Genomic DNA, 25,752 nt, shown 5'->3' with positions numbered 1-25,752 from the left:
GCGTATTTATACAATGTTTTGGGAAGATTGCAAAGACGAGGATAAGAATATCTCAAAACTTTATAAATTATCTTCATAATATCTACACATGTTCTATGTATACTATGTCATAAATGAAAGCTTAAAATTTTAACATTAAATTATTGAGAGTTGGTGAGGTTATGTCAAGTTTTATAGAAGCAAAAAAGGCAATAAGTAAAGAGCTCAATGAAGTTGAGGTGATTTTAAAAAACATTGGAAAAGATATTAGTTCAGATTCAACAGAAGAGGTATTTAAATATTTTTTTAAAGTTCCAGGAAAGTATCTTCGGCCGAGTTTGGTAATACTTTCAGCTAAAGCTATAAAACCTGAAATGACTGCAGAGGAAAGAATACAATTAATTAATTTATGTGTAGCAATTGAACTAATACATAGTGCAAGTTTAGTACACGACGATATAATTGACAATGATTTATTTCGCCGTGGTCAAAAAACTTTAAATAATATATTTGGTAGAAAGGTAGCAGTTCTGGCAGGAGATGCTTTTTATGCTAAGGCATTTTCAATATTATTAAAATTGCAAACAAAAGATGCAGAAGAGGTTATTACAGAAGTTATTGAAAAAATGTGCATTGCAGAAATCGAACAAGCACAAAATTATGAAATTTCAAAGCAGGATTATCTCAATATAATAGAAGGAAAAACAGCATCATTTATGGCTGCTTGCTGTAAACTTGGAGCCAAAACAGTTAAAGGAAAAGAAGAAGAAATTACAGCTTTAGAAAATTACGGATTAAATTTAGGAATGGTATATCAAATAATTGATGATTGCATAGACGGTGATCCTAGCGCAAGTAATAATATCACAGCTCTTAATGCTAAAGAATTTGCTTTAAAAGCTAAAGAAGAAATTGAAGATTTAGAACCTTCAATTTATAAGGATTGCTTAAATGGTCTTTTAAATTATGTGATTGAATCGTCTAATAGGAAAATAAAAAATGATTAATATTGAAATTATAATAAATAATACAAAGGAGATGGAATAAAATGAAATTTTTAAAGAATAAATACTTAGTACCTGTATGGACTATTTTGCGTATATGGTTGGGTTATCAATGGATAGTTCCAGGTATCGAAAAATTACAAGATCCAACATGGGTAGGTAGTCAAGCAGGTGTAGCAATAACAGGATTTTTAAAGGGATCTTTAGCAAAGTCAACTGGAGATCATCCAGGAGTGCAGTGGTGGTATGCAAGATTTGTTGAAAGTGTTGCTTTGCCAAATGCAGGAGTATTCACATATGTAGTTCCGGTTGGAGAAGTTCTTGTTGGTGTTAGTTTAATACTTGGCGCTTTTACTATTGCAGGTTTGATTGGTGGAGCATTTATGAATTTAAATTATCTATTAGCAGGAACTACTAGTACTAATCCAATTTTATATACTGCCGCTATAATTTTAATGGCAGCTGGAGCTAATGCATATAAAATAGGTATTGATCAATTGATCATCTCTTTTTGGAAAAAGAAATATGGTAAACGATAAAAATATTTAATTATAACAAATAAGAGGAAATTAAGTCTTTAGGCATGACATGAAGGGAGTCAAAAAACAATGAAAAAGAAAACAATTAGAGGTGCAATAGCAGGTTTAATATTTACGTTAGGTTTATCAACAGCAGCTTTTGCTGATGGGATGGGGAATATGGACATGGGAAAAGGCACTGAAAAAAGTGCAAGTGGTATTAAAGCAGAGTTAACTTTCAATAAAGATAATAAAGTTAAAACTGGTAAGAATGATGTGATGGTTACACTGCATGATGATAATAATAAAGAGGTTGAAAATGCTGAAGTTAAGTTAAGTGCAGAAATGGACAAGAATTCTGACATGGGTGGCATGAATATGGATAAGTCAAAGCCAATTGAAGCTGCATTAGAAAGTAGTGGAAGTGGTCAATACATGGGTAATATTGAGTTTACGGATAAAGGTAAATGGGTTGTTACAGCTAATGTTACTGTAAATGGAGAGAAGAAGGATATAAAATTTGATGTTGATGTAGTAAGTGCAGGTCCAAACTGGGTTGTTATAGGAGGCTTTGTAGGAATTGTAGCAGTAATAATTATAGTAGCTGCTGTAAAGAAAAAAAGCAAAAAGTAAAGCAAAAGAATAGAGGTGACTGTTTAATGTCAAAATTGGACAATAAACTTAGTGGTGAAACAAAAACATCGCAAGAGCAAAAAGGAAATAATTTATTAGATAATAAAATGCTTAAGAGCTTTATTAAAAGTAAATGGTATCCAGGAATATTTCAATTATTTGTAGGATTAGTTTTTGCGTTTATCGTATTTCAATTATTAACTGGTCCTGATGAAGCTCACGATAACTTTGGTACAGCTGGAACTTGGGTATTATGGTGGCCTATTCTTCCTATAATGTTATTTATAACAGGTAGATTCTGGTGTTCCATATGTCCATTTGGAGCATTAAGCGATGTAATTCAAAAATTTGTAGGAAATAAGAAACCAGTACCTAGGTTTTTAAAAAAATATGGTGTATGGCTTATAGATGCAATGTTTTTAGCTATTACTTGGAGTGATCATGTCTTTGGAGTAGTTGAATCGCCAAGAGGTTCAGGAACTTTACTTTTATTAATTACTATTGGAGTAATATTTTCTGGTGCATTTTGGGAACGAAGAACTTGGTGTAGATATCTTTGTTTCTTAGGAGGATTATCAGGAAACTATTCTAGAGCAGGGATGTTACAATTACGTGGAACAAAAGAAATATGTGCAAAATGTACTGCTGCACATTGTTATAAAGGAACTGAGAGGGCAGATGGATGTCCAATGTTTGAGTTCCCAAAAACTATGGAAGATAATTCAGAATGTAATTTCTGTGGTAACTGTGTAAAGAATTGTCCAAATAATTCAATTAACATATCATTGCGTGTACCTACAAAGGAATTATGGTTTATTAGAAAGCCAAGATTAGATGCAGCATTTTTAGCTGTCGTAATAATGGGTATAGTATTTGTACAAAATATTACAATGTTAGAAATATGGGATGGAATGTTAACATGGCTTGAAAATGTAACAGGAACACAAAATTATGCTATTACTTTTACAATAACATTTATTATAGCAATGGCTATACCTGTAGCATTATTATCGGTAACAGGACTAGTTGCAAAAATATTCAATAAAGCTTCATTAAAAGAAAATTTCATGAGGTATGGATATGCCCTTATACCATTAGATATGGCTGCACATATAGCTCATAACTTATTCCATTTACTAGCAGAGGGAAAATCAATATTTTATACATTTATAGAATTATTTGGAGTGAGCGTTGAGCATACGTCTTCAGCTATTTTAGATGATCCAACAATACAAGTATTTCAGTTCTTACTAATAGGAATTGGAACTTTAGGTTCAATATATACTGTATATAAAATATCTAAGAATAATTATGAAACTAAAAAAGTTAGCATAACAATTGTATATACTGTTCTTTTAATATTACTTGCTGTAGTGAACATAATGTTATTTTCATTACCTATGGCAATGCGTATGTAATAATATATTATAGCTTATCTAAAAAAATTTTAGATAAGCTATAATATTATTTTTTGAATCTTATAAAAGGAATAAATTAATACTAATCAAGAAAGATTACTTGATAGAGGTGATTAAAAATAAAATGACAATTGAAAAATTTAAGTTATTTATTAGGGCTTCAAGGCCTTTTTCTTTAACAGCTTCAGTAATTCCAGTTATACTTGGAGGAATATTAGCATTAAAAGAGCCTAATTTTAATCTTGGATATTTTATACTTTCAGTCATAGCAATTATTTTTCTGCAATCTTCAGTAAATTTATTAAATGATCATGATGACTTTATAAATAAGGTTGATACAAAGGATTCTCATAGTTCCAGCGGAGTAGTTGTTGAAGGACTGCTGACTTTAAAAGAAGTATATAAAAGCGGAATATTATTACTGATTGTAGGTTGTTTAATTGGTTTATACTTGGCTTACAATGTAGGAATTGTGATTTTAATTCTAGGGATTGCTGGTGCTTTGTGTGGATATTTTTATACAGGAAGACCATTAAAGCTTAAATATAGAGGATTGGGTACACCTTTGGTATTTATAATTTTTGGACCATTAATGACACTTGGAGGGTATTATTTGCAGATGCAGAAGTTTACGATGCAGTCATTTTTAATATCAATTCCAACTGCACTTTTAACTACAGCAATATTACATGCTAATGATATTAGGGATATAAAACATGATAAGAAAGCTGGTATAAAAACACTGTCAATAAGTATAGGCCACAAGAAAGCGCAAAAAGTATATTTAAGCCTGATTGTACTTTCGTATATTTTTCTCATCATAATAATCATTTTAAAATATATTCCCTATATAAGTTTAATTTGTTTAATAACAGTATCAGCTGCTACTAAAAATATTAACAAATTAAGAATTGCTAAAGATTCAAGCGATTATATTGCAGAGCTTGATAAAGAAAGTGGTAAGCTTCAAGGTCAATTTGGAATTCTTTTAATTTTATCGTTACTTTTATCTTATATTTTATAGAAAGGTGGTAAAGCTTTGGATAAAAATGAAAGTAAAAACAAAGTAATTATTTCATCATTAATCATAGCTACAATATTGTGGTTTGTAATATTTGTAGTAAAGCCATTTAATTTTTGGATTGAAATGAGTGCGTCTATATTAGCGTTAGTAACTATAGCTTTGTTCTCCGATAAAAACTTAATTTCATTTAGCAATATAAAATTAAGGTACATATTAATTGGAATTATTTCAGCTATAATATTATACTTTGTTTTTTATGCTGGAAATATAATTTCGGGATATTTATTTCCCTTTAAGGATGCTCAAATATCATCAGTTTATAGTAATAGGGTACAGGGGAGTTCATTACTCATAGGAATCCTATTAATGTTTATAATAGGACCTGGAGAAGAAATATATTGGAGAGGTTTTATACAAAAAAATCTTACGAAAAAATTTGGTGAAAATAAAGGATATATATTAGCAACTTTATTATATTCTGGCGTTCATATAATTACATTTAATTTTATGCTTGTGATAGCTGCGTTAGTATGTGGAATATATTGGGGATGGATTTATAAGAAAGAGAAGAGCCTTGTACCAATAATAATATCTCATGCAATTTGGGATTTTACAGTATTTGTTTTGTTTCCACTAATATAAGAGGATATTTAAAGCAACTCGTTGTGCTAGTTCTTTATACTGATATCTTAAATAATGAATGATGAATTATTCACCATTCATTTTTCACTATTTTAATCTTATTAAATTTATTAGCACAATACGTTAAAATAATAAAATTGTATAAGAGATATATGTAGGAAATAAAATTAATAAATAGATTAACAATTTTTTATAATAGAAGAATAAAAAAAGGTGTGGTGATTATAGTGGTAGAAATTAATGTGTCAGAGGTGGAAAAGATTTTTTCTGTTATTGCAAAAAGATATGATATATTAAATTCAATTTTAACATTAAATATTGATAGACTATGGAGAAGAAAAGCAATAAAAATATGTGATATTAAAGAAGGACAAAAGGTGTTAGATTTATGTTGTGGCACAGGACAAATGATTAATTATGAATGCAAGTCTGTTGGAAAAAATACTACAGTTATTGGAATAGATTTTAGCCAAGAAATGCTTAACGTTGGAGCTAAAAGATTAAGTGAATCTTTAAAGGATTATAGCTATAAATTAATTAAAGGCAGTATTACAAAATTACCATTTGAAGAAAACACCTTTGATTGTATTACAATAGCTTTTGGGTTAAGAAATATTGCTGATAAAAACAAAGCCTTATCAGAAATGTATAGAGTTTTAAAACCAGGAGGGAAAGTAATATGTTTAGAACTTTCTAAACCTAATATACCAATTTTAAAAAATATATATGATTTATATTTTAATTATGTATTACCAACAGTCGGATCAATAGGTACAGGAGATAAAGAAGCATATTATTATCTTAGAGATTCAGTTAATATGTTTATGAGTAAAAAACTACTTAAAGAAAAGTTTAGTGAGATTGGTTTTAAGGATGCAGGGTATAAATCCTTGACTTTTGGTATTTCATCTATACATTATGGAATTAAGTGAAAGGATATTTATTTAATATCAGAAATAGATATTCTAGATTGCTATAATAAAATGAGAATTTTATTTAAATATAACTTTAATATTTGCATTACTTTCTTAAAAAGGTTTAAGGCTATAGACACTGAAAATTAATGCTTATAGCCTTTTTTATTTAAAATGATTTGTTAAAATATTATAGCAAATATTATGAGAAAAATATAACTGAATTGTTGTTTAAGTAATTGATTATATTTATTCAGATATTTGTTTAAGATAATGTATACCAACAATAATTTCATTATCAGAATTTGGATTAAAACCTGAAGCTTGGGAAGTATCATAATCATAAGAAAATCCAACTACAAAATTCCCTTTGCTAGAGGAATAACTTACATAAGTTGTGGAGGTATCCTTATCATATTTTTTCTGCACTTCCTTTATATCATCAGGTAATATGCTTTTTGCAAGTTTTACTGCTTCACTATAAGGTATTTTTGTAGGATTCACCTCACTTGCATAGGTATAATCTTTCAGTATTTCCATATATTTTTTGTTATTAATTTTAGGGATTGCCGCTTCACTTCCAACAAAACTTTCTTTAGTTTCATAGTAAGTATTAGATGAATATCCGTTATTATAATTTAATGTAGATTTATCTAAATCTTTATATTTCTTATCGATGTTAGTATTATCTTTTTCATTATCTTCTCTTTGATTTGCTTCAAGAATTTTTTGTGCTTCAGGGGTATTCTGATATTTCTTAGAAGTGTCATTTTCAGTATTATTTTTATTTTTTTCGATAGTATTATTAGCTGTAGTTTTAGAGTTATCTTGTGATGTACAGCTAATGGCTACAATTGGTAATAACAATAATATTATTAACCCAATAAATTTTAGTTTTTTCACTGCATAAGCTCCTTTCACTATATTAAAATGGAATTTATTGCATTCACAATATGAGTAATAAATTATAGACAACAGAGTTAAATTGTATTTATATTTACCCATTTGGTAAATAAATATATATAGTATCATAATATATGTTTAAGTTTAAAGTCAATAAAACCCAATTAGAATTTCTGTCAACAATTCTAACATCTGTCTTGGTATAATTAGGGTTGAAATTTTCAAGGCAAATAGTTTCTGTATCTTTTACCTTTATTGTAACTATAGAAGTATGATATTGCGTTGTTTGTAGAGAGTGCGTAGTAATTCATGAAAATAGTGTTCTTTGAAAATTGAATAGTGTGATATATATGTTATAATTATTATGAAATAAATAGTAATTTGTAGAGGTGAAAAAATGGGAGAACATTTTAGGTCATTATCAGCTATAATTCCAATTATTTTACAGAGAAAAGATGGTGATGCGCTAATTTTATTGCATCGCAGGAAAAATACTGGCTATAAAGATGGAATGTGGGATATGGCAGGTAGTGGACATGTCGATGAAAATGAAACAGCTAAAATGGCTGTTGTGAGGGAATGTGCAGAGGAATTAGGAATTGACGTAAAAATAGCAGATGTATCTTTTGCTCATTTATCTCATCGTGTTAACGATGTTGGAGGAAGAACATATTATGATATTTACTTTATCGTTAATGAGTATGATGGTATACCTAAAATCATGGAACCAGATAAATGCTCGGAATTAAAATGGTTTAAAATAAATGATATTCCAAATGACATTATGGATATTAGAAAAGTAGTTCTTGATAATTATAGGGATAACATCCAGTATAGTGAAATAATTGAAATGTAGACTTTGAAGTATACAAATATCGCACTATTCATAATGAACTGCACCCTGTCAAGTAGACAGTGAAAATAACAAAAATAGTTTAAGCGGCTAAAGCCCTGAATTCCAAAGGACTTAGGCCGTTTAATCTTTTTTGTAATCTTTTGTTATTATAGAAACTTATATAGTCGTCAATTGCATTGGAAAGTTCGTCATATGTATCATATTTATATAGATAATACTTTTCGCACTTAAGGATTCCCCAAAATGCTTCCATAGGACCGTTATCTATGCATTTACCTACTCTAGACATACTTTGTGTCATCTCTGCTAATGTTAATTTACGTTTAAATCCATATGAAGTATACTGAAATCCTCGATCACTATGAAGAATAGGCTTTGCGCCGGGCGAAGCTGTAAGCGCCAAATCTAAAGTCTTAAATACAAGTTCATTGTTGTTAGAATGTCCAAGTACATATGAAACAATAGAGTTATCATTTAAATCTAATATAGCACTTAAGTATGCCTTCTTAGAGTTCCCATACTTAAATTCAGTAACATCTGTAAGCCATTTTTGATTAGGTTTATCGGCTGTAAATTTACGGTTCAGAATATTCTCTGCTACTTGCTGAGGAATTGATTTTATGTAACGTTTCTTCTTTCTTCTAATAACAGATTGTAGCCCTGCAACTTTCATAAGTCGGTAAATACGCTTGTGGTTGAAATTTTCACCTAGTTTTCGATTTAAATTCATTGTCATTCTTCGATATCCATAAATGCCATCTACGTCCTCATAGATTTTAATAATTTCATCAACTAACATTTTATTCTCATTTTCCAAAGTAGATTTTTCATGATTTGCCCATTTGTAAAATGATGAACGTGAAATCATTGCTATTTCACACAATAATAAAATAGAGAATTTTTCAGTGTTATGAAGTTCCTCTATAGCAATATATTTGTTTTCTTGTCTTATTCGGCTTAATACCGCCTCCTTTCTAGTTCCTCCAATTTTTTTAGGAATGCATTCTCCGCTCTTAGTCTTTCATTTTCAGCTTCAAGTCTTTTCATTTCAAGCTTAATTCTATCTTCAGGTGTTAGGTCTGAATCAGGCTTTTTTCTGCCACGCGCATCTTGGAGTGCATTTTCTCCGCCAGATTCGTATTTTCTAACCCATTGGTATACTTGATTATATGAGACTTTATAAGTCTCAGCGGCCTTATTATAATCATTGTTGTGAGCAATACAGTATTGTACAATTTCAATTCTTTCATTTAAAGATGTAGTTCTTCCCTTTGTCATAGAGTGCCTCATTCCTTCCGGTGTTGCAATTATCTTTCTATGACTATTATACTTGTTTATCCAAAGTTTAAATACTGATCTATTCGATATTCCGTATTTCTTTGAAATTTCCATCTGTGAGTATTTCCCTGAAAAATAGTCTTTCAGGGCTCGTTCCTTTATTTCCTTTGAATATTTCTGAGATTTTCTTGATTCTTTTAATCCGTCCAGTCCATGCTTTTCATATTTATATCTCCATTCATGAAAAGTAGATGTACTAATTTTATAGCTAATGCAGATCTCTTGTATTGAACCAACTCCGTTATCATAATCCATTAAAATATTATACTTTTCTTCTACTGTATATTTGGATCTTTTAGACAAAAAAATACCCCCTTTAAAATAACAGATTTTTATTTTTTAATCTGTCTACCTTAAAGGGAGCATATCATAAAAATGAATTTGCGGTATTTTTTTACGCAAATTTAGTAAGAAAGTGAGGTAGAGCAACAATGACAAACTATGAAGTTTATTTTGGAACAAAAGAAAGAGCAGTGGATTCTTTAGCTTTGCTTCTTGAATTCCCTAACCATCCAAGGAAAGAAGTAAGAGAGTTTCAGAAGGAAGTTAAATTAAAGAGACAGGGGCGATTAAATGGCTAGAGAGTGAATGTACTAACAAAAGATGGTGGAAAAACGAACCAATTAAAAGGGATAGGTAATACGCCATACTATTGTGCGACAAGAAGTCGCTAAATAACAGCGTTTCCAATAGGAAACTATGCTAGTCATTAAGCATATTCCCGCTCAAAACTGCATTTTGAGTAATTGAAATGTGGGTTGCAGGAGAGTTAAAGGTCTAATGTAGGACATAGTCACATTGAACTACAAGGCTAGGGAAAGAATGAGAATGTGTAAACAAATGTTGAACCTTTGTAATTTTCGTAAGGCGTAAATAAGCTAAAGTGACTGATAAGCTTATATTGTGGATAGGAAAGGTTGTATAGTAGGTAGACCATGGAATGACCCATATATCCACCGGAATATAGGAGGACACTTAACTCATTTGTATCTGTTATTAGTGGAACTTGGTAAACCCTATGTGCTCCTTAATAGGTAGGACAATCGTAAGAACGTTACAATGTGCAAAGGGTATGGGAATGTGGAGAAAGCGAACGCCGATAGGACGAAAGTCCAAAGGAATAAATAACTTGTCGGATAGGAGTTCAGAATTTGCTCTAACACGAAAGTGTGCAGACTTCCACATGGTCGTCAACATGAGAAAAAACGAAAAGTAATTAACTTGAAATGAGGAGTTTAGTTATGGAAACTTATATAAAAATTAATAAGTCGGCTACTGCTCCACAGGTTTATGATTGGAACTCTATTAACTGGAGGAAAATCTACAAATATGTGAAGAAATTGCGACAACGAATTTTTCATGCCGAGCAGTTAGGACAAACAAGGAAAGTCAGAAAACTTCAAAGATTAATGATTAGAAGTAAAGCAAATCTATTGCTTTCGATTAAAAGGGTTACCCAAATAAATAAAGGTAAACGAACTGCTGGAATTGATAAAATGATAATAATCGATGATAATGAGAGAATTAAACTATACAATCTAATTAAAAATTATAATGTTAAATCAATAAAAGTCAAACCAGCAAAAAGAACTTATATACCTAAAAAGAATGGGAAATTAAGACCACTAGGGATACCAATAATCAAAGATAGAATATATCAAAATATTGTTAAAAATGCACTGGAACCACAATGGGAAAGTAGGTTTGAATCTATATCATATGGTTTCAGACCAAAACGAAGTGCACAAGATGCAAGAGAACAACTTTTTCTAAAATTACGTAGAGGTACAAAAAGACAATGGATTTTCGAAGGAGATTTCAAAGGATGTTTTGATAATCTAAATCATGACTATATGATATCATGTTTAGATAACTTTCCATACAAGAAAACTATTGTGGAATGGCTTAAAGCTGGATATATCGACAATGAAGTATTTAATGAAACCATTACCGGAACACCGCAAGGTGGAATAATTTCGCCATTACTTGCAAATATAGCATTGCATGGAATGGAAGAAGAATTAGGTGTTAGATATAAAAAGAGTACACAAGGATATTACCTAGACTCTAATTCCATAGGAATCGTTAAATATGCAGATGACTTTGTAATATTATGCAAAACTAAAGAAGAAGCTAAATCTATGTATGATAGATTAAAGCCATATCTCGAAAAAAGAGGACTGGCTTTAGCCGACGAGAAAACCAAGGTTACTCATATAAGTGATGGCTTTGACTTCCTTAGTTTCAATGTAAGGCAATACAAAACAATACGAGGAATGGTGTTATTAATCAAACCATCCAAAGATAGTGTTAAAAAGGCTAAACAGAAAATTAGAGAAGTATTTATAAAATACAGAGGTGAACAAATTGGAATTATAATAAATAAATTGAATCCAATCATAAGAGGAATAGGAAACTATTGGTCAAGCTCTGTATCTAAAGAAACATTCAAAGCCATAGATTATTACATATGGACTAAGGTTAAGCGATATCTTAAAGTTCTGCACCCAAATAAACCATGGAAATGGATTATCAAGAAATACTTTAGCAAAGATATACATGGCATAAGTACTTCAAAGTGGTTATTAACGGATAAAAGCATTAAGAATTGTCAACTGATTAAAATGATCTGGATACCTATAATCAGATATCAATTGATTAAATACAAGAATAGTCCAGATGATAAAACATTAGAAGAATACTTCATGAAAAGAGATGAAAAAGAATTTAAAAGAAACAATATTTTGAGTAGACAAAAATTAGCTAAAAAATGTAAACATCAATGTAGAATTTGCAACCAATCATTATTCAGTGAAGAAAATCTGAAAATAAACCAAGTCGTACCCAAGGTACTTGGCGGAAAGAATGTTTATAGAAACTTTGAGATATTACATGAAAATTGCTATGACCAACATCAAAAATTACTGATAAAGTATGGTGGAAATAGCCAACTTAGTAAAATTAAAAAGTTTTTTGATGACAGACAGATAGAACCATCGAGTAAAGAAGGTATGAAACTAATGAAAGAACAATTTAAGCGTTTTAAATATAACTGTTAGGAGAAATGATGGCTTGAGCCGTATGTGGTGAAAGTCACAAGTACGGTTCTTAGGGGGGAAAGAAACCGAGAGGTTTCCGACCTACCCGACAGATTAGCAAGGAGGTCAGATTTATGGCAGAGCAGCTTTCAATGTTAGAAGAAACACGAAAAGAAAAAATAAAAAAGCAAATGAAACAAGCAGTTACTAAAGGAATAATTCCAGAAGCAACTGTAATTATAGATAAAGATAAAAATACTCTTTATCAAGTCGCTTATATCTATGTAGGACATGATTGTAATTTAGAAGTAAACATTCAAAGACCTGGCGTTAGTATGCCATGGAATGCATTAAGTGACAGATTAACAGTATTGTAGTACTGCACAATACTACTACATAAAGTACTATCATATAAATTAGTGAAACTAATATCTAGATATAATAGCTTTTAAATATAAATAAATTTTATAATTGATTAGGAATAAGATATTCGAATTAATTTATTATAGGAAAATATTATGAATAACTGTGTCAGTCATAACTTTATTATTGATATAGCATTAGACTATTGTTTATGAGGTTTATATTCGGTATAAGGCATATTAATTGTTACTCCAGTTTCATCAAATTTATAATTTGTGCCATTGAGAGGAGTATTGCCAGAAATCAGATTCAGTCCTATGGTATAAATTGCGTTGGCGTGGGCACGTGAATCTTGTACAACAGTACCTGTCATAATGCCTTGATCAATTAATTCTTTAGCTTTTGACAATCCGTCAATACCAACCACTGGTATATACTTAAATTTATCTCCTGTATTATATCCATATTTTTGTAATGATTCAATTGCACCTATTGCCATAGCATCATTATTAGAAATTATTGCTTCAATTTTACCATCAAGCGTTAATAAGCTTGATTCTATTGAAATTCTGGCGCATTCTTCTTCCCAATTACAAGGTATTGTTAAAAGTTCCTGAGTTTTTATTCCTGCTTCATTAATTGCTGAAATAGCATATTTAGTTCTTGCAATTGTTTCTGGACTATTAGTTGGACCTTTTAGCATGACATACTGAATTATATTATCTTTATTTCTATCTAAATCTTTTTTATTAGCATTCCATGTATCTACTAGGATCTTGCCTTGAAGAATTCCAGACTGATTTACATCTGTATCAATAATAATAGAATTATGGTAATTTTTTACAAAGTTTATTATCGGATTAGTTTTTGCATAATATAAAATCAATGGAATATTTTTTTGTGCTATTTTATTAAGCGTATCTTGAAGCTGATCAATATTAGTACTAACTGGATTTAATACCAAAAGGTCAAAATTTTCCTTGAGTGCTTTATCAATATCTTCATTTTGAATGACTTGATTTCCATTTGCATTAAAAAAAGTAAATTGAACTTTGTTTTCATTTTCACTTTGAATATCTTCTAAGTCTTTTTTCACATTGGAAATAAATATGTCATTAAAGCTATCTAAGAATACAGCTACTTTAAGTGGAGTTTGAGAACTACTATTTGGGATAGCATATGTAGTTTTGTTAATACTTTGTAATAAAAATATAGAGATAAAAGTAAGAGATAGTATCTTTTTAAATATTTTCATATAAAACCTCCATGGAGTAATTCTATGAATAATCAAGCTATTTTTTCATAACAGCTTAATAGATTCATATTTGTTAAATTACTATATTTAATACTAGATTGTCTCTCAATGAAAAATTTATTCTATATTTAAAAATCTATGTATTATAATAATTTGAATGAAAAAGTTAAGAGGTTATTTTGAGTTTTAATTTAAGCATTTAGGAATAAGAGGAGTAGTTAAATATTAAGGAAACTTTGTTGAAGGTTATAGCCTTTTACTGAATTAACTGGAGAAATATAGGGTGTTTCTTATATTTCCTAAAATTCATATTGCGTTCTTATGTAGTATATTTTGGCTTTATTACAATCATTTGGTTGTAATAAGTCGAGGTAAAAGGTGTTGGAAAAACATTATTTATTATAGTATGATATTTTAGAAAAAGTTATAAATTAAGAAATTATTTGTTAAAAAGGGATCTAAAGATATAAGTTATAAATACTAGCTCTTGAATGATACAATAATATATATAAATTATTAAATATAATGAGATGGGAGATTTCAAGATGAATACTGAAGAAAAGAAAGTAAATCAATTGAATACTGCGGAAATGTTGGTAAAGTGCCTTGAAGCTGAAGGAGTAGAATACATTTTTGGTATTCCAGGTGAAGAAAATTTAGAAGTAATGAATGCAATTTTGAACTCAAATATTAAATTTATTACAACTCGCCATGAACAAGGCGCAGCTTTCATGGCAGATGTTTATGGCCGTTTAACAGGAAAAGCAGGTGTTTGTTTATCAACATTGGGACCTGGAGCAACTAACTTAGTAACGGGTGTTGCTGATGCTGATAGTGATGGTGCTCCACTTGTTGCAATTACAGGACAAGTTGGTACTGAGAGAATGCATATTACATCGCATCAGTTTTTAGACCTTTGCAAGATGTTTGAACCAATAACAAGGAAAACCAAGCAAATTGTGCGTCCTGATACTGTAAACGAAATTGTAAGACTTGCGTTTAAATATGCTGAAAGCGAAAAGCCAGGAGCATGTCACATTGATTTACCAGTAAATATTGCAAAAATGCCTGTAAGCATTGGTGAAAAGCCTTTACAAAGAAAGGTTCAACCCAAAGAGCATGCAGATTTAACAACTATCGAAGAAGCAGCAGGCGAAATATTTAAAGCTAAGAATCCTATTATTTTAGCAGGAAGTAGTGCTATTAGAAATAATTCTGGAAAAGCAGTTACAGAATTTGCATCAAAATTAAAGATTCCTGTAATTAATACAATGATGGCAAAAGGAATTATTCCTTTTGATAATAAATATTCAATGTGGACAATAGGTATTCCACAAAAAGACTATGTTAACAAAATTATTGAAGAGGCTGATTTAGTGATTGCAATAGGATATGATATTGTAGAATATGCTCCGGCAAAGTGGAATATAAATGGAAATATTCAAATTGTACATATAGACACAAGTCAAGCTCATATTAACAAGCTTTATCAACCAGTTGTAGAAGTCGTTGGGGATATTTCAGATTCACTTTATAATATAATGAGAAGAACATCAAGAAAAGTAGAACCAATAAAAGCATTAGAGATAAAAGAAAAAATGGTAGCTGAGCATGAGAGCTATGCAGATGATAGTGCTTTTCCAATGAAACCTCAAAGAATTTTAAATGATGTCAGAAAGGTTATGGGGCCAAGTGATATTGTTATTTCGGATGTTGGTGCTCATAAAATGTGGATAGCAAGGCACTATAATTGTTATGAACCAAATACATGTATTATTTCAAATGGTTTTGCCACTATGGGAATTGGTCTTCCAGGTGCAGTTGCGGCAAAATTAATAAATCCAGATAAGAAAGTACTAGCTATAGTTGGTGATGGCGGATTCATGATGAATAATCAGGAATTAGAAACAGCATTACGTATTGGAACACCAATTGTGGTTTTAATATTCAATGATAGTAATTATGGTTTGATAAAATGGAAACAAGAAGATCAATATGGCAAGAGCTGCTATGTAGATTTTACGAATCCTGATTTTGTAAAATTTGCTGAAAGTATGTATGCAAAAGGTTATCGTGTAGAAAAGGCAGAAGATTTAATTCCAACCTTGGAAGAGGCATTTAAACAAGTGGTGCCAGTAGTTATTGATTGTCAAGTTGATTATAATGAGAATGTAAAATTAACAAATCATTTAAGTGAAGTTTATAAAAATATTTAATATAAAGCAATGAAAATTATTTTATATTGATTTAATACTTCAAATTTAAATAAGGTAGAAGTAGGGTTAGAATATGGTGAATTTTCTTAATTTAGAGTACTTTTTAGTGGTAGCAGAAGAACTGAATTTTACTAAAGCAGCAAAAAAATTATTTATTTCCCAGCAATCGTTGAGTTGTCATATTTCAAAGCTTGAAAATGATTTAGAAGTAGAACTATTTAATCGAACAGTTCCATTAACCTTAACGCCGGCAGGAAAGAGTTTGGTGAAAAATGCTACAAAAATGTTAGATTTAAAGAAACAATCTGTAAAAGAACTGGTAGATATCAAAGACTTTAAGCGAGGAGATTTATATATAGGTATATCTCATACAAGAGGAAGAGCTTTTTTACCTGAGATATTACCGTTATATAATGAAAAATTTCCGAGCATTAATCTGCATTTGTTTGAAGGAAATTCAAAGGAATTAGATTCAGCATTATTTCGCGGCAATGTAGATTTAATTGTTGGAATGTTACCATTTAATGTTGAGAATGTTGAATGTGTACCGCTTTGTAATGAAGAAATTCTAATGATTGTTCCAGATAATATATTAGCTAAGTACTTTCCGGATAGTTATGGTATAGTAAAAAGAAAACTTGAAAAAGAGGTTGATATTTCATTACTAAAAAATTGTCCATTCTTAATGGTTAATGCAAAAAATAGCGTTAGAATTGTTGCAGATGAAATGTTTAAGGAAAAGCAGATAAAACCTAATATTATTTTAGAGACAGAAAGTATTGAAACAGTGTTAGCACTTTCAGTAAAGGGAATGGGGATTACCTTCTATCCTAAAACATTAATGAATAATAAAAAGTTGGTATTCGATGAGAATACCTTGCTTGGTGTTAATATTTATCAGTTACAATACAATAAGACACACGGCACACTTGCTATAGGTTATCAAAAAAATCGATATATATCACAAGCAGCAAAGGAATTTATTAATATAGCTAAAAAGAAATATAATGCTATTACTTAATTTTAAATGCATAAGAAAGGCAAAGGTTAAAGATTTATATGCTATTAAATTGAAGTGGTTGTATTAATTGTATACATTTTGCATATAAAATTTAATTAGAGTTTTATTAATGTAAAAAATAAATAACAACTAAAGCATCTTCGATAATATACGACAAATAGAGTGAATAATTTATCGAATTGGAGGAAATGCATATGATGCGAAGGTTTAATAACCTTAAAATGATGACTAAATTGATTTCTATATTTATATTTTTATCCATGTTTATAGGAATTGTAGGGGGAATAGGAATATATAATATGGATAAGATAAAGTCAAATTCAATGTTAATGCACGATGTCAATCTCAAATCAGTAGAACAACTAAATAACATAGAACAAAATTATCTTAATATTAGAGCCACATTATTAAAAATGACTTACAAGGAAAAAATAGAGAAAAGTGAATTAGACGGACTAGTAAATGATTTTAAGGATTCAACCAAGAAAGCTAACGACCTTTTAGTAAATTATAAGGATAATTTTTCTACAGATAAGGAAAATGCATCTTTAAATAAAATAGAAAATCTATCAAAAGAATATTTAGGCATAGGAGAGAAGGTATCTAATGCAGTTCTGGATGGAGATTATCCAACTGCTCAAAAACAGCTTTCTGGAATGACTGCTACTAGAACGGGTCTTTTTAAAGCACTTGATGAAATAATAAATACTAATATGAGTGAGGCAGACACCGCAGCTGAGAATAACTTAATAGCATATAATGGTTCTAAAATTATGGTTCTAGGAATTACAGCATTAGGATTAATTATAGCTATAATGCTTGGCGTTTTAATATCATTAGTTACTTCAAAGTCATTAAAGAAAATTGTTAAATTTTCTATTGCATTGGGTGAAGGGGATTTGACTAAAAATGTAGATATTAATTCTAAAGATGAGTTTGGTGAAGTTGCTAATTCTTTAAATAAAGCGAAAGACAACATGAAGGCGCTTATAACGGAGATAGTTAACAATGCAAGTGATATTAGTGCTGCTAGTGAACAATTATCAGCTACATCAGAAGAAGTATCTTCGAAGATGGTATTGGTTAATGAATCTACTGAGAGAATAGCTAGGGGAATTCAAGATTTAAGCGCTACAACTCAAGAAGTTAGTGCTTCAGCAGAAGAAATAGGAAATGCAACAAATGAATTAACAAAGAAATCAAATATTAGTTTTAAGTCTGCAATTGAAATTAAAGAAAGAGCTATTAAGATAAAAGAAAAGGCAAATGATAATATAGAACAAGGAAATATAATATATGAAGAAAATAGGAAAAATATTTTGAAAGCGATAGAAGATGGAAAAGTTGTGCAAAGTGTTAAACTTATGGCAGATTCAATTGGCGAGATAGCTGAGCAAACAAATCTGCTTGCACTAAATGCGGCAATTGAAGCAGCAAGAGCAGGAGAAATGGGTAAAGGTTTTGCTGTAGTAGCGGAAGAAGTAAGAACCCTTGCAGAACAATCTTCAAATGCTGTTGTAAGTATTCAAAGAATGGTTTATAAAGTACAAGAAGCATTTGATAATATTTCACAAAGTGGACAAGAAGTATTAGAATATCTTGAAAATAACGTTAGACCAAGTTATGAATTACTTAAAGAAACAGGAGTTCAATATGAAAAGGATGCTGAATTTGTTAATGACGTAGCACGTGATATAGCAAATTCGTCTGAGCAGATGAATGAAGTCATAAATCAAATAAATCATGCATTAGAGGAATTAGCATCTACATCTGTAGAATCAGCTAATAATTCTGAGGATATATTAGTCAGTATAAATGAAACGACCCATGCAGTTTCAGAAGTTGCAAAATCAGCACAAAGTCAAGCTGAAACTGCTCAAGTATTAATTGGTTTAGCAGAAAAATTTAGTATATAATACTATTATAGAAGCAATTAAACAGCAGATCGTATTGGAGAAAAAACAATATAATCTGCATTTTTTATTGTGCAAATAAAGAAAATTATTGGATTTTAATTATAGATGTCCAAAGCAAGAATTAGTCTTATGCAACAATTACCGAGATATGATACATTTATCTTCCACAGGACTAGTGAAATTTTCGCTGGAAGGATCTAAATGTGGGCTTATCGTCATTTCAGCGTGTTCCAGATGTAAAACCTGGACAAACTGTAAATAAAACAAGCCGTAGGGGAAACTCGACTCACGTTCGTTCGCTGAGTAAGCGATTCACACCAAATCAGTTTTTTAAAGGAGGTTAACTTATGAATGAGTTAACTAAGTTCAAGAAACCAAATCATAGATTTGGACTTTCACTTATCTGCTTAAGAACCATCATCAGCTCAATTTCACATGCCTGCTTCCAGAAAAATGTATCTGATTTCTAGTGTAGCGTTACGATTATAATTTCTCACTGATGCATTTATATTCCATTAATAAGTTTGATTATTAATTTGGATATCTATAAAAATGAAAGTTGAATTTTGTTAGCTTTAGAAATAACGTGATATATAGACTCAAGTGCTTAAATCTATAATAGTAAAGACCAAGAAATATTACTATGGTTGGAATTAAGATAGTATTTCGATATTAATTGTGATAAAATATCACGTGAATTAGCTAAATAATTTTGCATATAATGCAAAAAATATAAAAAAGATGCGTGGAGAAAATAAATGGATAGAAATAAGATGTTTGAAATAAACGAAGTGGCAATGAGGATTAGTGGCTTAGCAATTCAAGCTATGATATATGAAGTCTCTTGCTATCCATCGCCAGGATTAGTATCACCAGTATCTTGTGGTGCTCATAAAGATATGAACTTTTTCACATTTATTGATAGTGCATCAGCATTAAATCAATATTTTACACTATTTGTTCAAGAAGGATTTTCAGATAAGTCCTGTAAGGAAATATTTAATTCTATAAGGAAGATAGGTATAAAAGCTGAAAAAGATATGTTTCTAAAAACTAAAGGCATAAATACTCATAAAGGAATGTTGTTTCAAATGGGAATTACATGTGCTGCGATAGGAAAAGTTATTTATGAGAAAAAGAGTTTTGAACACATACAAGGTATCATAAAAGAGATGACAGCAGGAATAGTAAAGAAAGAACTTGAAACCTTAAAAAAATCTGATGCAAATAGCCATGGTGAAAAATTATTTTTAAAATATAAAACAGATGGAGTAAGAGGAGAAGTAGAAAGGGGTATTCCAACAGTTTTTGAATTTTCTTTAAATTTTTATAAAGAGAATTTTGAATTAAGTATTAATGATAGGTTAGTTCACACTCTTATTGGAATAATGCAAATTTGCAATGATTCTACTATTATCTATAGACATTCAGTAGAAGTGTTAGAAGAAGTTAAAGAATCAGCACGAGAAATAATAGCAATAGGAGGGATGAAAACGGCAAAAGGAAGAGAGAAAATAAATAATTTATGTACAGAGTTTATAAAAAGAAACATTAGTCCTGGGGGAAGTGCAGATCTATTAGGAATAACAGTGTTTTTGAGTCTTGTAGAAGAATATATAAAAGATATTAGAATATAAGTATAATATTATATAGAAAACAACATTTTTTTGTAAATATTGTAGCAATAACAATATAATAGTTGTAATATTTATATAAGATAAATAAAAGAATATAGACATGATGTAAGGAAGTGAATGAATGGACCAAATATTTGAAAAGATTGAGAGCACTGATTTAAGACCTATTAGGGAAATAGTACTTGAGAGGCTTAGGAAGGCAATCATGGATGGAAGTTTTGAGCCTGGAGATAGATTAGTAGAAACGTCTATTGCTGAGGGGATGGGAGTAAGTAGAACACCTGTTAGAGAAGCGTTTAGACAATTAGAAATTGAAGGTTTAGCAGAGAATGTTCCTAGAAAAGGTACTATCGTTAAAGGCATATCAAAGAGAGATATCTTAGAAATATATGAAATTAGAGAAGTTCTTGAAGGATTAGCATTTAGATTAGCGTGTGCTAATATTTCTGAAGCACGAATATTAGGGTTAAAAGAAATGCTTTTGAAAATGGAACAAAGTATTGATAATAATGATATTAAGGAATACTGGAGACTACATGGTGAATTTCATAATACTATAATGGATTTTAGTAATAATCAAAGACTTATAGATCAAATGAAACAGATTTATGAATATTTATCAAAGCTAAGAAATTTCACATTGGTTATGAATAAAAGAAGAATTATTGCCATGGAAGAACATAAAGCATTAATTAAAGCTTTTGAGAATAAAGATGAAATATTAGCTGAACAGATAGGTAGAGAGCATACATTAAATGCTAAGAGGTTTTTATCAAAAGAAATTCACTTGTTTTAATTTTAGTTGTATACAGGTATACTTTACATAGTATGAAAATGAATATCTGTATACAATGTGACATAAAGCGTAAATATTCCTGATTTTTTTTGTAAAAACGATTGCAATGTATTAAAATATATATTATAATATCAATTGTAGAAAGCAAAGTTTTTTATTTTAGTGAATTGTATACAGGTATACAATAGCTATTGCGATATATACAAAAAGTATTTTGATATATATTTTTACAAAACAGATTGTATACAGGTATACAAAAACATTCTATCTCTATTTCAAATTGTATACAGGTATACAAAAGTATAACCTTTATTAATCACAACTCCGAATATGATTTTAATCAGGTATATGTCATAAAAATCTTTGCTTTGTATTATTGAGAAGTGATGCTCAAAGCAGGTATGAAGCTATAAATAATGTAATGTGTATAAAATATTACTATAAATATGAAGGAAGTGATGGTATGGAATACCTTAATTTGGAAGTGGTAATTATTGAAGGTAATGATTATAAAAAATTGAATGAGGTAAAAGAGTTTCTTACCAGACAAGGCTTGAGATTTGATAACAATATAGAATACACAGTTGCATTGTATGATAATGGTAAGTTAATTGCTACTGGTTCATTCGAAAGTAAAGTTTTAAAATGTATAGCTGTAGATGAAGATTATAAAGGGATGGGGATATCAAATAAAATAGTATCTGATTTAATTAGTGAACAATATAGAAGAGGTAATAATCATTTATTTGTATATACAAAGCCAGATAATTATAAAATGTTTAAAGATTTTGGCTTTTATAAAATTGAAGAAGTGCCAAAAAAAGTTCTATTATTAGAAAACGATCCAAATGGAATAAGCAATTTTCTTGAAAGAATTCATAGTAAAAAGGTTGAAGGGAAAATAATTTCATCTGTAGTTGTAAATTGTAATCCTTTCACATTAGGACATAAATATTTGATTGAAAAAGCAGCTAAGGAAAGTGATGTAGTTCATGTTTTTTTAGTTTCAGAAGACAGATCAGTTTTCTCAGCTAACGTTAGATATAAATTAGTTGAAGAAGGATTAAGGCATCTAAAAAATGTAGTGCTGCATAAGGGTGAAGAGTATATAATTTCAAGTGCAACTTTTCCATCTTACTTTATAAAAAAATTAGATGAAGTTGTTAAAATTCATACTTTATTAGATATTAAAATTTTTGCAGAATATATAGTGCCAACTCTAGGAATTAACAAAAGATATATAGGTGAAGAACCGACATGTGAAGTTACTAAAACATATAATGAAACAATGAAAGAAATATTACCAAGTTATGAAGTTGAGGTTATTGAAGTTCCAAGAATAGGCTTTGGAAATAATATAACAAGTGCATCAAGAGTACGGAAATTAATTAAGGAAAATAATTTCTTGGAATTGAAAAATTTAATTCCTGAGTCAACTTATAATTATTTAATATCAGCAGAAGCTAAGGCAATAATTAATAAGATTTAAAATTTAATAATTTTAAAATAACTAGAATTCAAGGTAGGAGGAAGAGTTATGGAAATAAAAAATACTGCTATGGCAGGAACTCTGGAATCAAGTGATATTACAATAGTAATTGAACCAAATTCAGATAAAGTGATATCAATAAATCTAAAAAGCTCAGTAGAAAAGCAATTTGGTGAACAAATTAAAAAAGTAATAGAGGGTACACTAAAAGAGCTGAATATAGAGAGTGCAATTGTAACTGCTAATGATAAGGGCGCATTGGACTGCGTTATAAAAGCAAGAGTACAGACAGCAGCCTTAAGAGCAGCAGAGCAAACTAACTTTAAATGGGGAGGCGAAAATTAATGTACAAACTAAGAAGAACCATGATGTATATACCAGGAAATAACCCTGGCATGATTAAAGATGGACACATTTATGGAGCAGACTCAATAATGTTTGACTTAGAAGATTCTGTGTCATTAAACGAAAAAGATGCTGCTAGATTTTTAGTACATAATGCATTAAAATCTATAGATTACGAAGGTATTGAAACAGTAGTAAGAATAAATGGATTAGATACATGTGGAATGGAAGATTTAGAAGCTATAGTTAGAGCACAGCCTGATGTTATAAGACTACCAAAGACAGAAAGTGCACAGGATATTATAGATGTAGAAAATGAAATAGCAAGAATAGAAAAAGAAGCAGGAATACCAGTAGGAAAGACAAAGATGATGGCAGCAGTTGAAGGTGCATTAGGAGTAATGAATGCAAGAGAAATAGCAACAGCTAGCAAAAGACTTATGGGTATAGCAATTGGAGCAGAAGATTATGTAACTGATTTAAAGACAACACGTTCACCAGAAGGAATAGAATTATTATTTGGAAGAAGCCAAATAATACTTGCAGCAAGAGCAGCAGGAATATATGCCTTTGATACAGTATACTCAGATGTAAATAATGAAGAAGGCTTTGCTAATGAAGTTAAATTAATAAAACAATTAGGCTTCGATGGTAAATCGGTAATTAATCCTAGACAAATAGGACCTGTTCATGAAATATATACACCATCGCAAAAAGAAATAGATAAATCTATTAGAGTAATAAAAGCAGCTGAAGACGCTAAAAAGAGGGGCTCAGGAGTAGTATCTTTAGATGGGAAAATGGTAGATAAGCCAATAATAGAAAGAGCTCAAAGAGCACTTATGTTAGCAGAAGCAGCAGGTGTATATGTTAATGAAGGAGGAGACGAAATTGCTTAAGAATAAAATTGGTAGAGAAGTACCAGAACATATAGAAGGACTTGGAGAACTAAAGGCTTACAATGGACCATTTGATTTCCAACCTGAAAAGCGTAAATTTGGACGTAAAATATCTCAAGTATTGCCTGGAGAAAGTAAATTATTGAATAGCATTGAAGATGCGGTTGTGAAATCTGGACTTAAGGATGGCATGACAATATCTTTCCACCATCACTTTAGGGAAGGTGACTTTATTTTAAATATGGTTCTAGATGTTATTGCTAAACTAGGAATTAAAAACTTAACATTAGCTCCAAGTTCATTAAATGGAGTACATGAACCAGTAATTGAACACATCAAAAATGGAGTGGTTGCTAAAATAATCACTAGTGGTGTTAGAGGACCTTTAGCTGAAGCTATCTCAAATGGAATTTTAGATACGCCAATTATAATTCGTTCTCATGGTGGTAGAGCTAGAGCTATAGAAGCAGGGGATTCACAAATTGATGTTGCATTTTTAGGTGTACCTTGTTGTGATGAATATGGTAATGCAAATGGATATAGTGGAGAATCATTCTGCGGATCATTAGGATATGCTAAGGTAGATGCAGAATTAGCAGATAAAGTAGTTCTTATTACAGACAATATAGTTGAATATCCTAATGTACCTGCAAGTATTGTTCAAACTGATGTAGATTATGTAATAAAAGTTGAGGCTATTGGTGATCCTAAAGGTATAGTATCAGGTGCTACAAGATATACTAAGAATCCAAGAGAATTATTGATTGCTAAATATGCAGCAGCAGCAATTGAAGCTTCTGGTTATTTTGTGCCAGGTTTCTCTATGCAATGTGGTACAGGTGGCGCATCACTAGCAGTTGCAAGATTTATAAGAGAAAAGATGATTGAAAAAGACATTAAAGCTAGTTTTGCCTTAGGTGGAATTACAGGGCAATTTGTAGAAATGCTAGAAGAAGGGTTAATTTCAAAACTATTTGATACTCAAAGTTTTGACTTAACAGCAGCAAAATCAATAGGAGAAAACCCAAATCATTATGAAATAAGTGCATCCTTCTATGCTAATCCTCATAACAAAGGGTGTGCAGTTAATAAGCTGGATATAGTTATGTTAAGCGCATTAGAAGTAGATACTGATTTTAATGTTAATGTTATTACAGGTTCAGATGGAGTAATAAGAGGTGCTTCAGGTGGACATTGTGATACTGCAGCAGGTGCAAAACTTGCAATGATTGTTTGTCCATTGATTAGAGGAAGAATACCTACAATTGTAGATAAGGTTAACACAGTAATAACTCCAGGAGAAACAATTGATGTTGTAGTTACTGATAGAGGAATAGCAGTAAATCCATTAAGACAGGATTTAATTGAAAGATTTAAAAAAGCAAAACTTCCTGTATTTACTATAGAAGAATTAAAAGAGAAAGCAGAAAGCGTTACAGGAAAAGCAAAACCAATTGAATATGGAGATAAAATTGTTGGTATAGTAGAATACAGAGATGGAACAATTATTGATGTTATCAGACAAGTAAAATAAATTAAATGGGGAAT

At 30.2% G+C, this 25,752-nt stretch carries 23 protein-coding genes; 20 read left to right on the top strand and 3 right to left on the bottom strand.

Annotated elements, in window-relative coordinates; all coding sequences use genetic code 11:
* Nucleotides 1-161: 161 nt before the first annotated feature.
* The 7 genes from CSPA_RS18260 to ubiE all read left to right on the top strand — a co-directional run bounded on the left by CSPA_RS18260 (nucleotide 162) and on the right by ubiE (nucleotide 6,150).
* Entirely contained in the window at nucleotides 162-986 is an 825-nt protein-coding gene (locus tag CSPA_RS18260) for a polyprenyl synthetase family protein (RefSeq protein WP_015393836.1), read from the top strand.
* A 41-nt stretch (nucleotides 987-1,027) separates the two neighbouring features.
* The gene (locus CSPA_RS18255) at nucleotides 1,028-1,522 is read left to right on the top strand and encodes a DoxX family protein (RefSeq protein ID WP_015393835.1); all 495 of its coding nucleotides are present in this window, start codon (nucleotides 1,028-1,030) and stop codon (nucleotides 1,520-1,522) included.
* A gap of 69 nt (nucleotides 1,523-1,591) precedes the next feature.
* A complete protein-coding gene (locus CSPA_RS18250) occupies nucleotides 1,592-2,134 on the top strand; it encodes a FixH family protein (protein ID WP_015393834.1) in 543 nt (180 codons plus the stop codon).
* Nucleotides 2,135-2,160: 26 nt separating this feature from the next.
* The gene (locus tag CSPA_RS18245; protein WP_015393833.1) at nucleotides 2,161-3,552 is read left to right on the top strand and encodes a 4Fe-4S binding protein; all 1,392 of its coding nucleotides are present in this window, start codon (nucleotides 2,161-2,163) and stop codon (nucleotides 3,550-3,552) included.
* Between the two features lie 124 nt (nucleotides 3,553-3,676).
* A complete protein-coding gene (gene menA, locus CSPA_RS18240) occupies nucleotides 3,677-4,576 on the top strand; it encodes a 1,4-dihydroxy-2-naphthoate octaprenyltransferase (protein ID WP_015393832.1) in 900 nt (299 codons plus the stop codon).
* Nucleotides 4,577-4,591: 15 nt separating this feature from the next.
* Entirely contained in the window at nucleotides 4,592-5,218 is a 627-nt protein-coding gene (locus CSPA_RS18235; protein ID WP_015393831.1) for a CPBP family intramembrane glutamic endopeptidase, read from the top strand.
* A 227-nt stretch (nucleotides 5,219-5,445) separates the two neighbouring features.
* Nucleotides 5,446-6,150 (top strand): bifunctional demethylmenaquinone methyltransferase/2-methoxy-6-polyprenyl-1,4-benzoquinol methylase UbiE, encoded by a 705-nt coding sequence (ubiE, locus tag CSPA_RS18230; protein ID WP_015393830.1) that lies wholly within the window; start codon nucleotides 5,446-5,448, stop codon nucleotides 6,148-6,150.
* A 231-nt stretch (nucleotides 6,151-6,381) separates the two neighbouring features.
* Here the strand turns inward: ubiE and CSPA_RS18225 are convergent, their stop codons facing one another.
* Nucleotides 6,382-7,035 carry a hypothetical protein gene (locus CSPA_RS18225; protein ID WP_015393829.1) on the bottom strand — a complete coding sequence of 218 codons (654 nt, stop codon included), beginning with the start codon at nucleotides 7,033-7,035 and terminating at the stop codon, nucleotides 6,382-6,384.
* Between the two features lie 397 nt (nucleotides 7,036-7,432).
* Here CSPA_RS18225 and CSPA_RS18220 point away from each other — a divergent pair, with 397 nt between their 5' ends.
* Nucleotides 7,433-7,891, top strand: coding sequence for an NUDIX hydrolase (locus CSPA_RS18220; RefSeq protein WP_015393828.1), 459 nt, complete (start codon nucleotides 7,433-7,435; stop codon nucleotides 7,889-7,891).
* A 79-nt stretch (nucleotides 7,892-7,970) separates the two neighbouring features.
* Here the strand turns inward: CSPA_RS18220 and CSPA_RS29250 are convergent.
* A protein-coding gene (locus tag CSPA_RS29250; protein ID WP_390624469.1) for an IS3 family transposase occupies nucleotides 7,971-9,484 on the bottom strand; the annotation gives its coding sequence in 2 pieces (ribosomal slippage) (nucleotides 7,971-8,875 and nucleotides 8,875-9,484; 1,515 coding nt in all).
* Nucleotides 9,485-9,660: 176 nt separating this feature from the next.
* Here CSPA_RS29250 and CSPA_RS30285 point away from each other — a divergent pair.
* From CSPA_RS30285 to CSPA_RS18200, 3 genes are all read left to right on the top strand, one after another.
* Nucleotides 9,661-9,810 (top strand): hypothetical protein, encoded by a 150-nt coding sequence (locus CSPA_RS30285; RefSeq protein ID WP_015393826.1) that lies wholly within the window; start codon nucleotides 9,661-9,663, stop codon nucleotides 9,808-9,810.
* A gap of 660 nt (nucleotides 9,811-10,470) precedes the next feature.
* Nucleotides 10,471-12,288 carry a group II intron reverse transcriptase/maturase gene (ltrA, locus tag CSPA_RS18205; RefSeq protein WP_015393825.1) on the top strand — a complete coding sequence of 606 codons (1,818 nt, stop codon included), beginning with the start codon at nucleotides 10,471-10,473 and terminating at the stop codon, nucleotides 12,286-12,288.
* Nucleotides 12,289-12,401: 113 nt separating this feature from the next.
* Nucleotides 12,402-12,644 carry a hypothetical protein gene (locus tag CSPA_RS18200; protein WP_015393824.1) on the top strand — a complete coding sequence of 81 codons (243 nt, stop codon included), beginning with the start codon at nucleotides 12,402-12,404 and terminating at the stop codon, nucleotides 12,642-12,644.
* A gap of 188 nt (nucleotides 12,645-12,832) precedes the next feature.
* Here the strand turns inward: CSPA_RS18200 and CSPA_RS18195 are convergent, their stop codons facing one another.
* Nucleotides 12,833-13,885: a galactose ABC transporter substrate-binding protein gene (locus CSPA_RS18195; RefSeq protein ID WP_015393823.1), complete on the bottom strand. Its 1,053-nt coding sequence runs from the start codon at nucleotides 13,883-13,885 to the stop codon at nucleotides 12,833-12,835.
* A gap of 545 nt (nucleotides 13,886-14,430) precedes the next feature.
* Between CSPA_RS18195 and CSPA_RS18190 the strand changes: the two genes are divergently transcribed.
* The 9 genes from CSPA_RS18190 (at nucleotide 14,431) to citF (ending at nucleotide 25,738) form a co-directional block, all read left to right on the top strand.
* Nucleotides 14,431-16,101 (top strand): acetolactate synthase large subunit, encoded by a 1,671-nt coding sequence (locus tag CSPA_RS18190; RefSeq protein ID WP_015393822.1) that lies wholly within the window; start codon nucleotides 14,431-14,433, stop codon nucleotides 16,099-16,101.
* Nucleotides 16,102-16,174: 73 nt separating this feature from the next.
* Nucleotides 16,175-17,122 carry a LysR family transcriptional regulator gene (locus tag CSPA_RS18185; RefSeq protein ID WP_015393821.1) on the top strand — a complete coding sequence of 316 codons (948 nt, stop codon included), beginning with the start codon at nucleotides 16,175-16,177 and terminating at the stop codon, nucleotides 17,120-17,122.
* Nucleotides 17,123-17,316: 194 nt separating this feature from the next.
* Nucleotides 17,317-19,038 (top strand): methyl-accepting chemotaxis protein, encoded by a 1,722-nt coding sequence (locus CSPA_RS18180; protein ID WP_015393820.1) that lies wholly within the window; start codon nucleotides 17,317-17,319, stop codon nucleotides 19,036-19,038.
* 758 nt (nucleotides 19,039-19,796) lie between these two features.
* Nucleotides 19,797-20,675, top strand: a complete 879-nt coding sequence (gene citG / locus CSPA_RS18175) for a triphosphoribosyl-dephospho-CoA synthase CitG (RefSeq protein WP_015393819.1) — start codon at nucleotides 19,797-19,799, stop codon at nucleotides 20,673-20,675.
* 121 nt (nucleotides 20,676-20,796) lie between these two features.
* Nucleotides 20,797-21,471, top strand: a complete 675-nt coding sequence (locus CSPA_RS18170) for a GntR family transcriptional regulator (protein ID WP_015393818.1) — start codon at nucleotides 20,797-20,799, stop codon at nucleotides 21,469-21,471.
* Between the two features lie 376 nt (nucleotides 21,472-21,847).
* Entirely contained in the window at nucleotides 21,848-22,960 is a 1,113-nt protein-coding gene (citC, locus tag CSPA_RS18165; protein ID WP_015393817.1) for a [citrate (pro-3S)-lyase] ligase, read from the top strand.
* Between the two features lie 48 nt (nucleotides 22,961-23,008).
* Nucleotides 23,009-23,305, top strand: a complete 297-nt coding sequence (gene citD, locus CSPA_RS18160) for a citrate lyase acyl carrier protein (protein ID WP_015393816.1) — start codon at nucleotides 23,009-23,011, stop codon at nucleotides 23,303-23,305.
* Entirely contained in the window at nucleotides 23,305-24,204 is a 900-nt protein-coding gene (gene citE, locus CSPA_RS18155; RefSeq protein ID WP_015393815.1) for a citrate (pro-3S)-lyase subunit beta, read from the top strand. The genes citD and citE overlap by 1 nt, the downstream gene beginning before the upstream one ends.
* Entirely contained in the window at nucleotides 24,197-25,738 is a 1,542-nt protein-coding gene (citF, locus tag CSPA_RS18150; protein ID WP_017810482.1) for a citrate lyase subunit alpha, read from the top strand. Before citE ends, citF begins: the two co-directional genes overlap by 8 nt.
* Nucleotides 25,739-25,752: the final 14 nt, after the last annotated feature.

Source organism: Clostridium saccharoperbutylacetonicum N1-4(HMT), from assembly GCF_000340885.1.
Lineage (GTDB): Bacteria > Bacillota > Clostridia > Clostridiales > Clostridiaceae > Clostridium > Clostridium saccharoperbutylacetonicum.
This window is presented reverse-complemented; position numbering and strand designations above follow the sequence as displayed.

Bases quoted from the DNA above. Each gene is read 5' to 3' on its own strand.
- CSPA_RS18260 (WP_015393836.1), top strand. From the start codon at position 162: ATGTCAAGTTTTATAGAAGCAAAAAAGGCAATAAGTAAAGAGCTCAAT.
- CSPA_RS18255 (WP_015393835.1), top strand. From the start codon at position 1,028: ATGAAATTTTTAAAGAATAAATACTTAGTACCTGTATGGACTATTTTG.
- CSPA_RS18250 (WP_015393834.1), top strand. From the start codon at position 1,592: ATGAAAAAGAAAACAATTAGAGGTGCAATAGCAGGTTTAATATTTACG.
- CSPA_RS18245 (WP_015393833.1), top strand. From the start codon at position 2,161: ATGTCAAAATTGGACAATAAACTTAGTGGTGAAACAAAAACATCGCAA.
- menA (WP_015393832.1), top strand. From the start codon at position 3,677: ATGACAATTGAAAAATTTAAGTTATTTATTAGGGCTTCAAGGCCTTTT.
- CSPA_RS18220 (WP_015393828.1), top strand. From the start codon at position 7,433: ATGGGAGAACATTTTAGGTCATTATCAGCTATAATTCCAATTATTTTA.
- CSPA_RS30285 (WP_015393826.1), top strand. From the start codon at position 9,661: ATGACAAACTATGAAGTTTATTTTGGAACAAAAGAAAGAGCAGTGGAT.
- ltrA (WP_015393825.1), top strand. From the start codon at position 10,471: ATGGAAACTTATATAAAAATTAATAAGTCGGCTACTGCTCCACAGGTT.
- CSPA_RS18200 (WP_015393824.1), top strand. From the start codon at position 12,402: ATGGCAGAGCAGCTTTCAATGTTAGAAGAAACACGAAAAGAAAAAATA.
- CSPA_RS18195 (WP_015393823.1), bottom strand. From the start codon at position 13,885: ATGAAAATATTTAAAAAGATACTATCTCTTACTTTTATCTCTATATTT.
- CSPA_RS18190 (WP_015393822.1), top strand. From the start codon at position 14,431: ATGAATACTGAAGAAAAGAAAGTAAATCAATTGAATACTGCGGAAATG.
- CSPA_RS18185 (WP_015393821.1), top strand. From the start codon at position 16,175: ATGGTGAATTTTCTTAATTTAGAGTACTTTTTAGTGGTAGCAGAAGAA.
- CSPA_RS18180 (WP_015393820.1), top strand. From the start codon at position 17,317: ATGATGCGAAGGTTTAATAACCTTAAAATGATGACTAAATTGATTTCT.
- citG (WP_015393819.1), top strand. From the start codon at position 19,797: ATGGATAGAAATAAGATGTTTGAAATAAACGAAGTGGCAATGAGGATT.
- CSPA_RS18170 (WP_015393818.1), top strand. From the start codon at position 20,797: ATGGACCAAATATTTGAAAAGATTGAGAGCACTGATTTAAGACCTATT.
- citD (WP_015393816.1), top strand. From the start codon at position 23,009: ATGGAAATAAAAAATACTGCTATGGCAGGAACTCTGGAATCAAGTGAT.
- citE (WP_015393815.1), top strand. From the start codon at position 23,305: ATGTACAAACTAAGAAGAACCATGATGTATATACCAGGAAATAACCCT.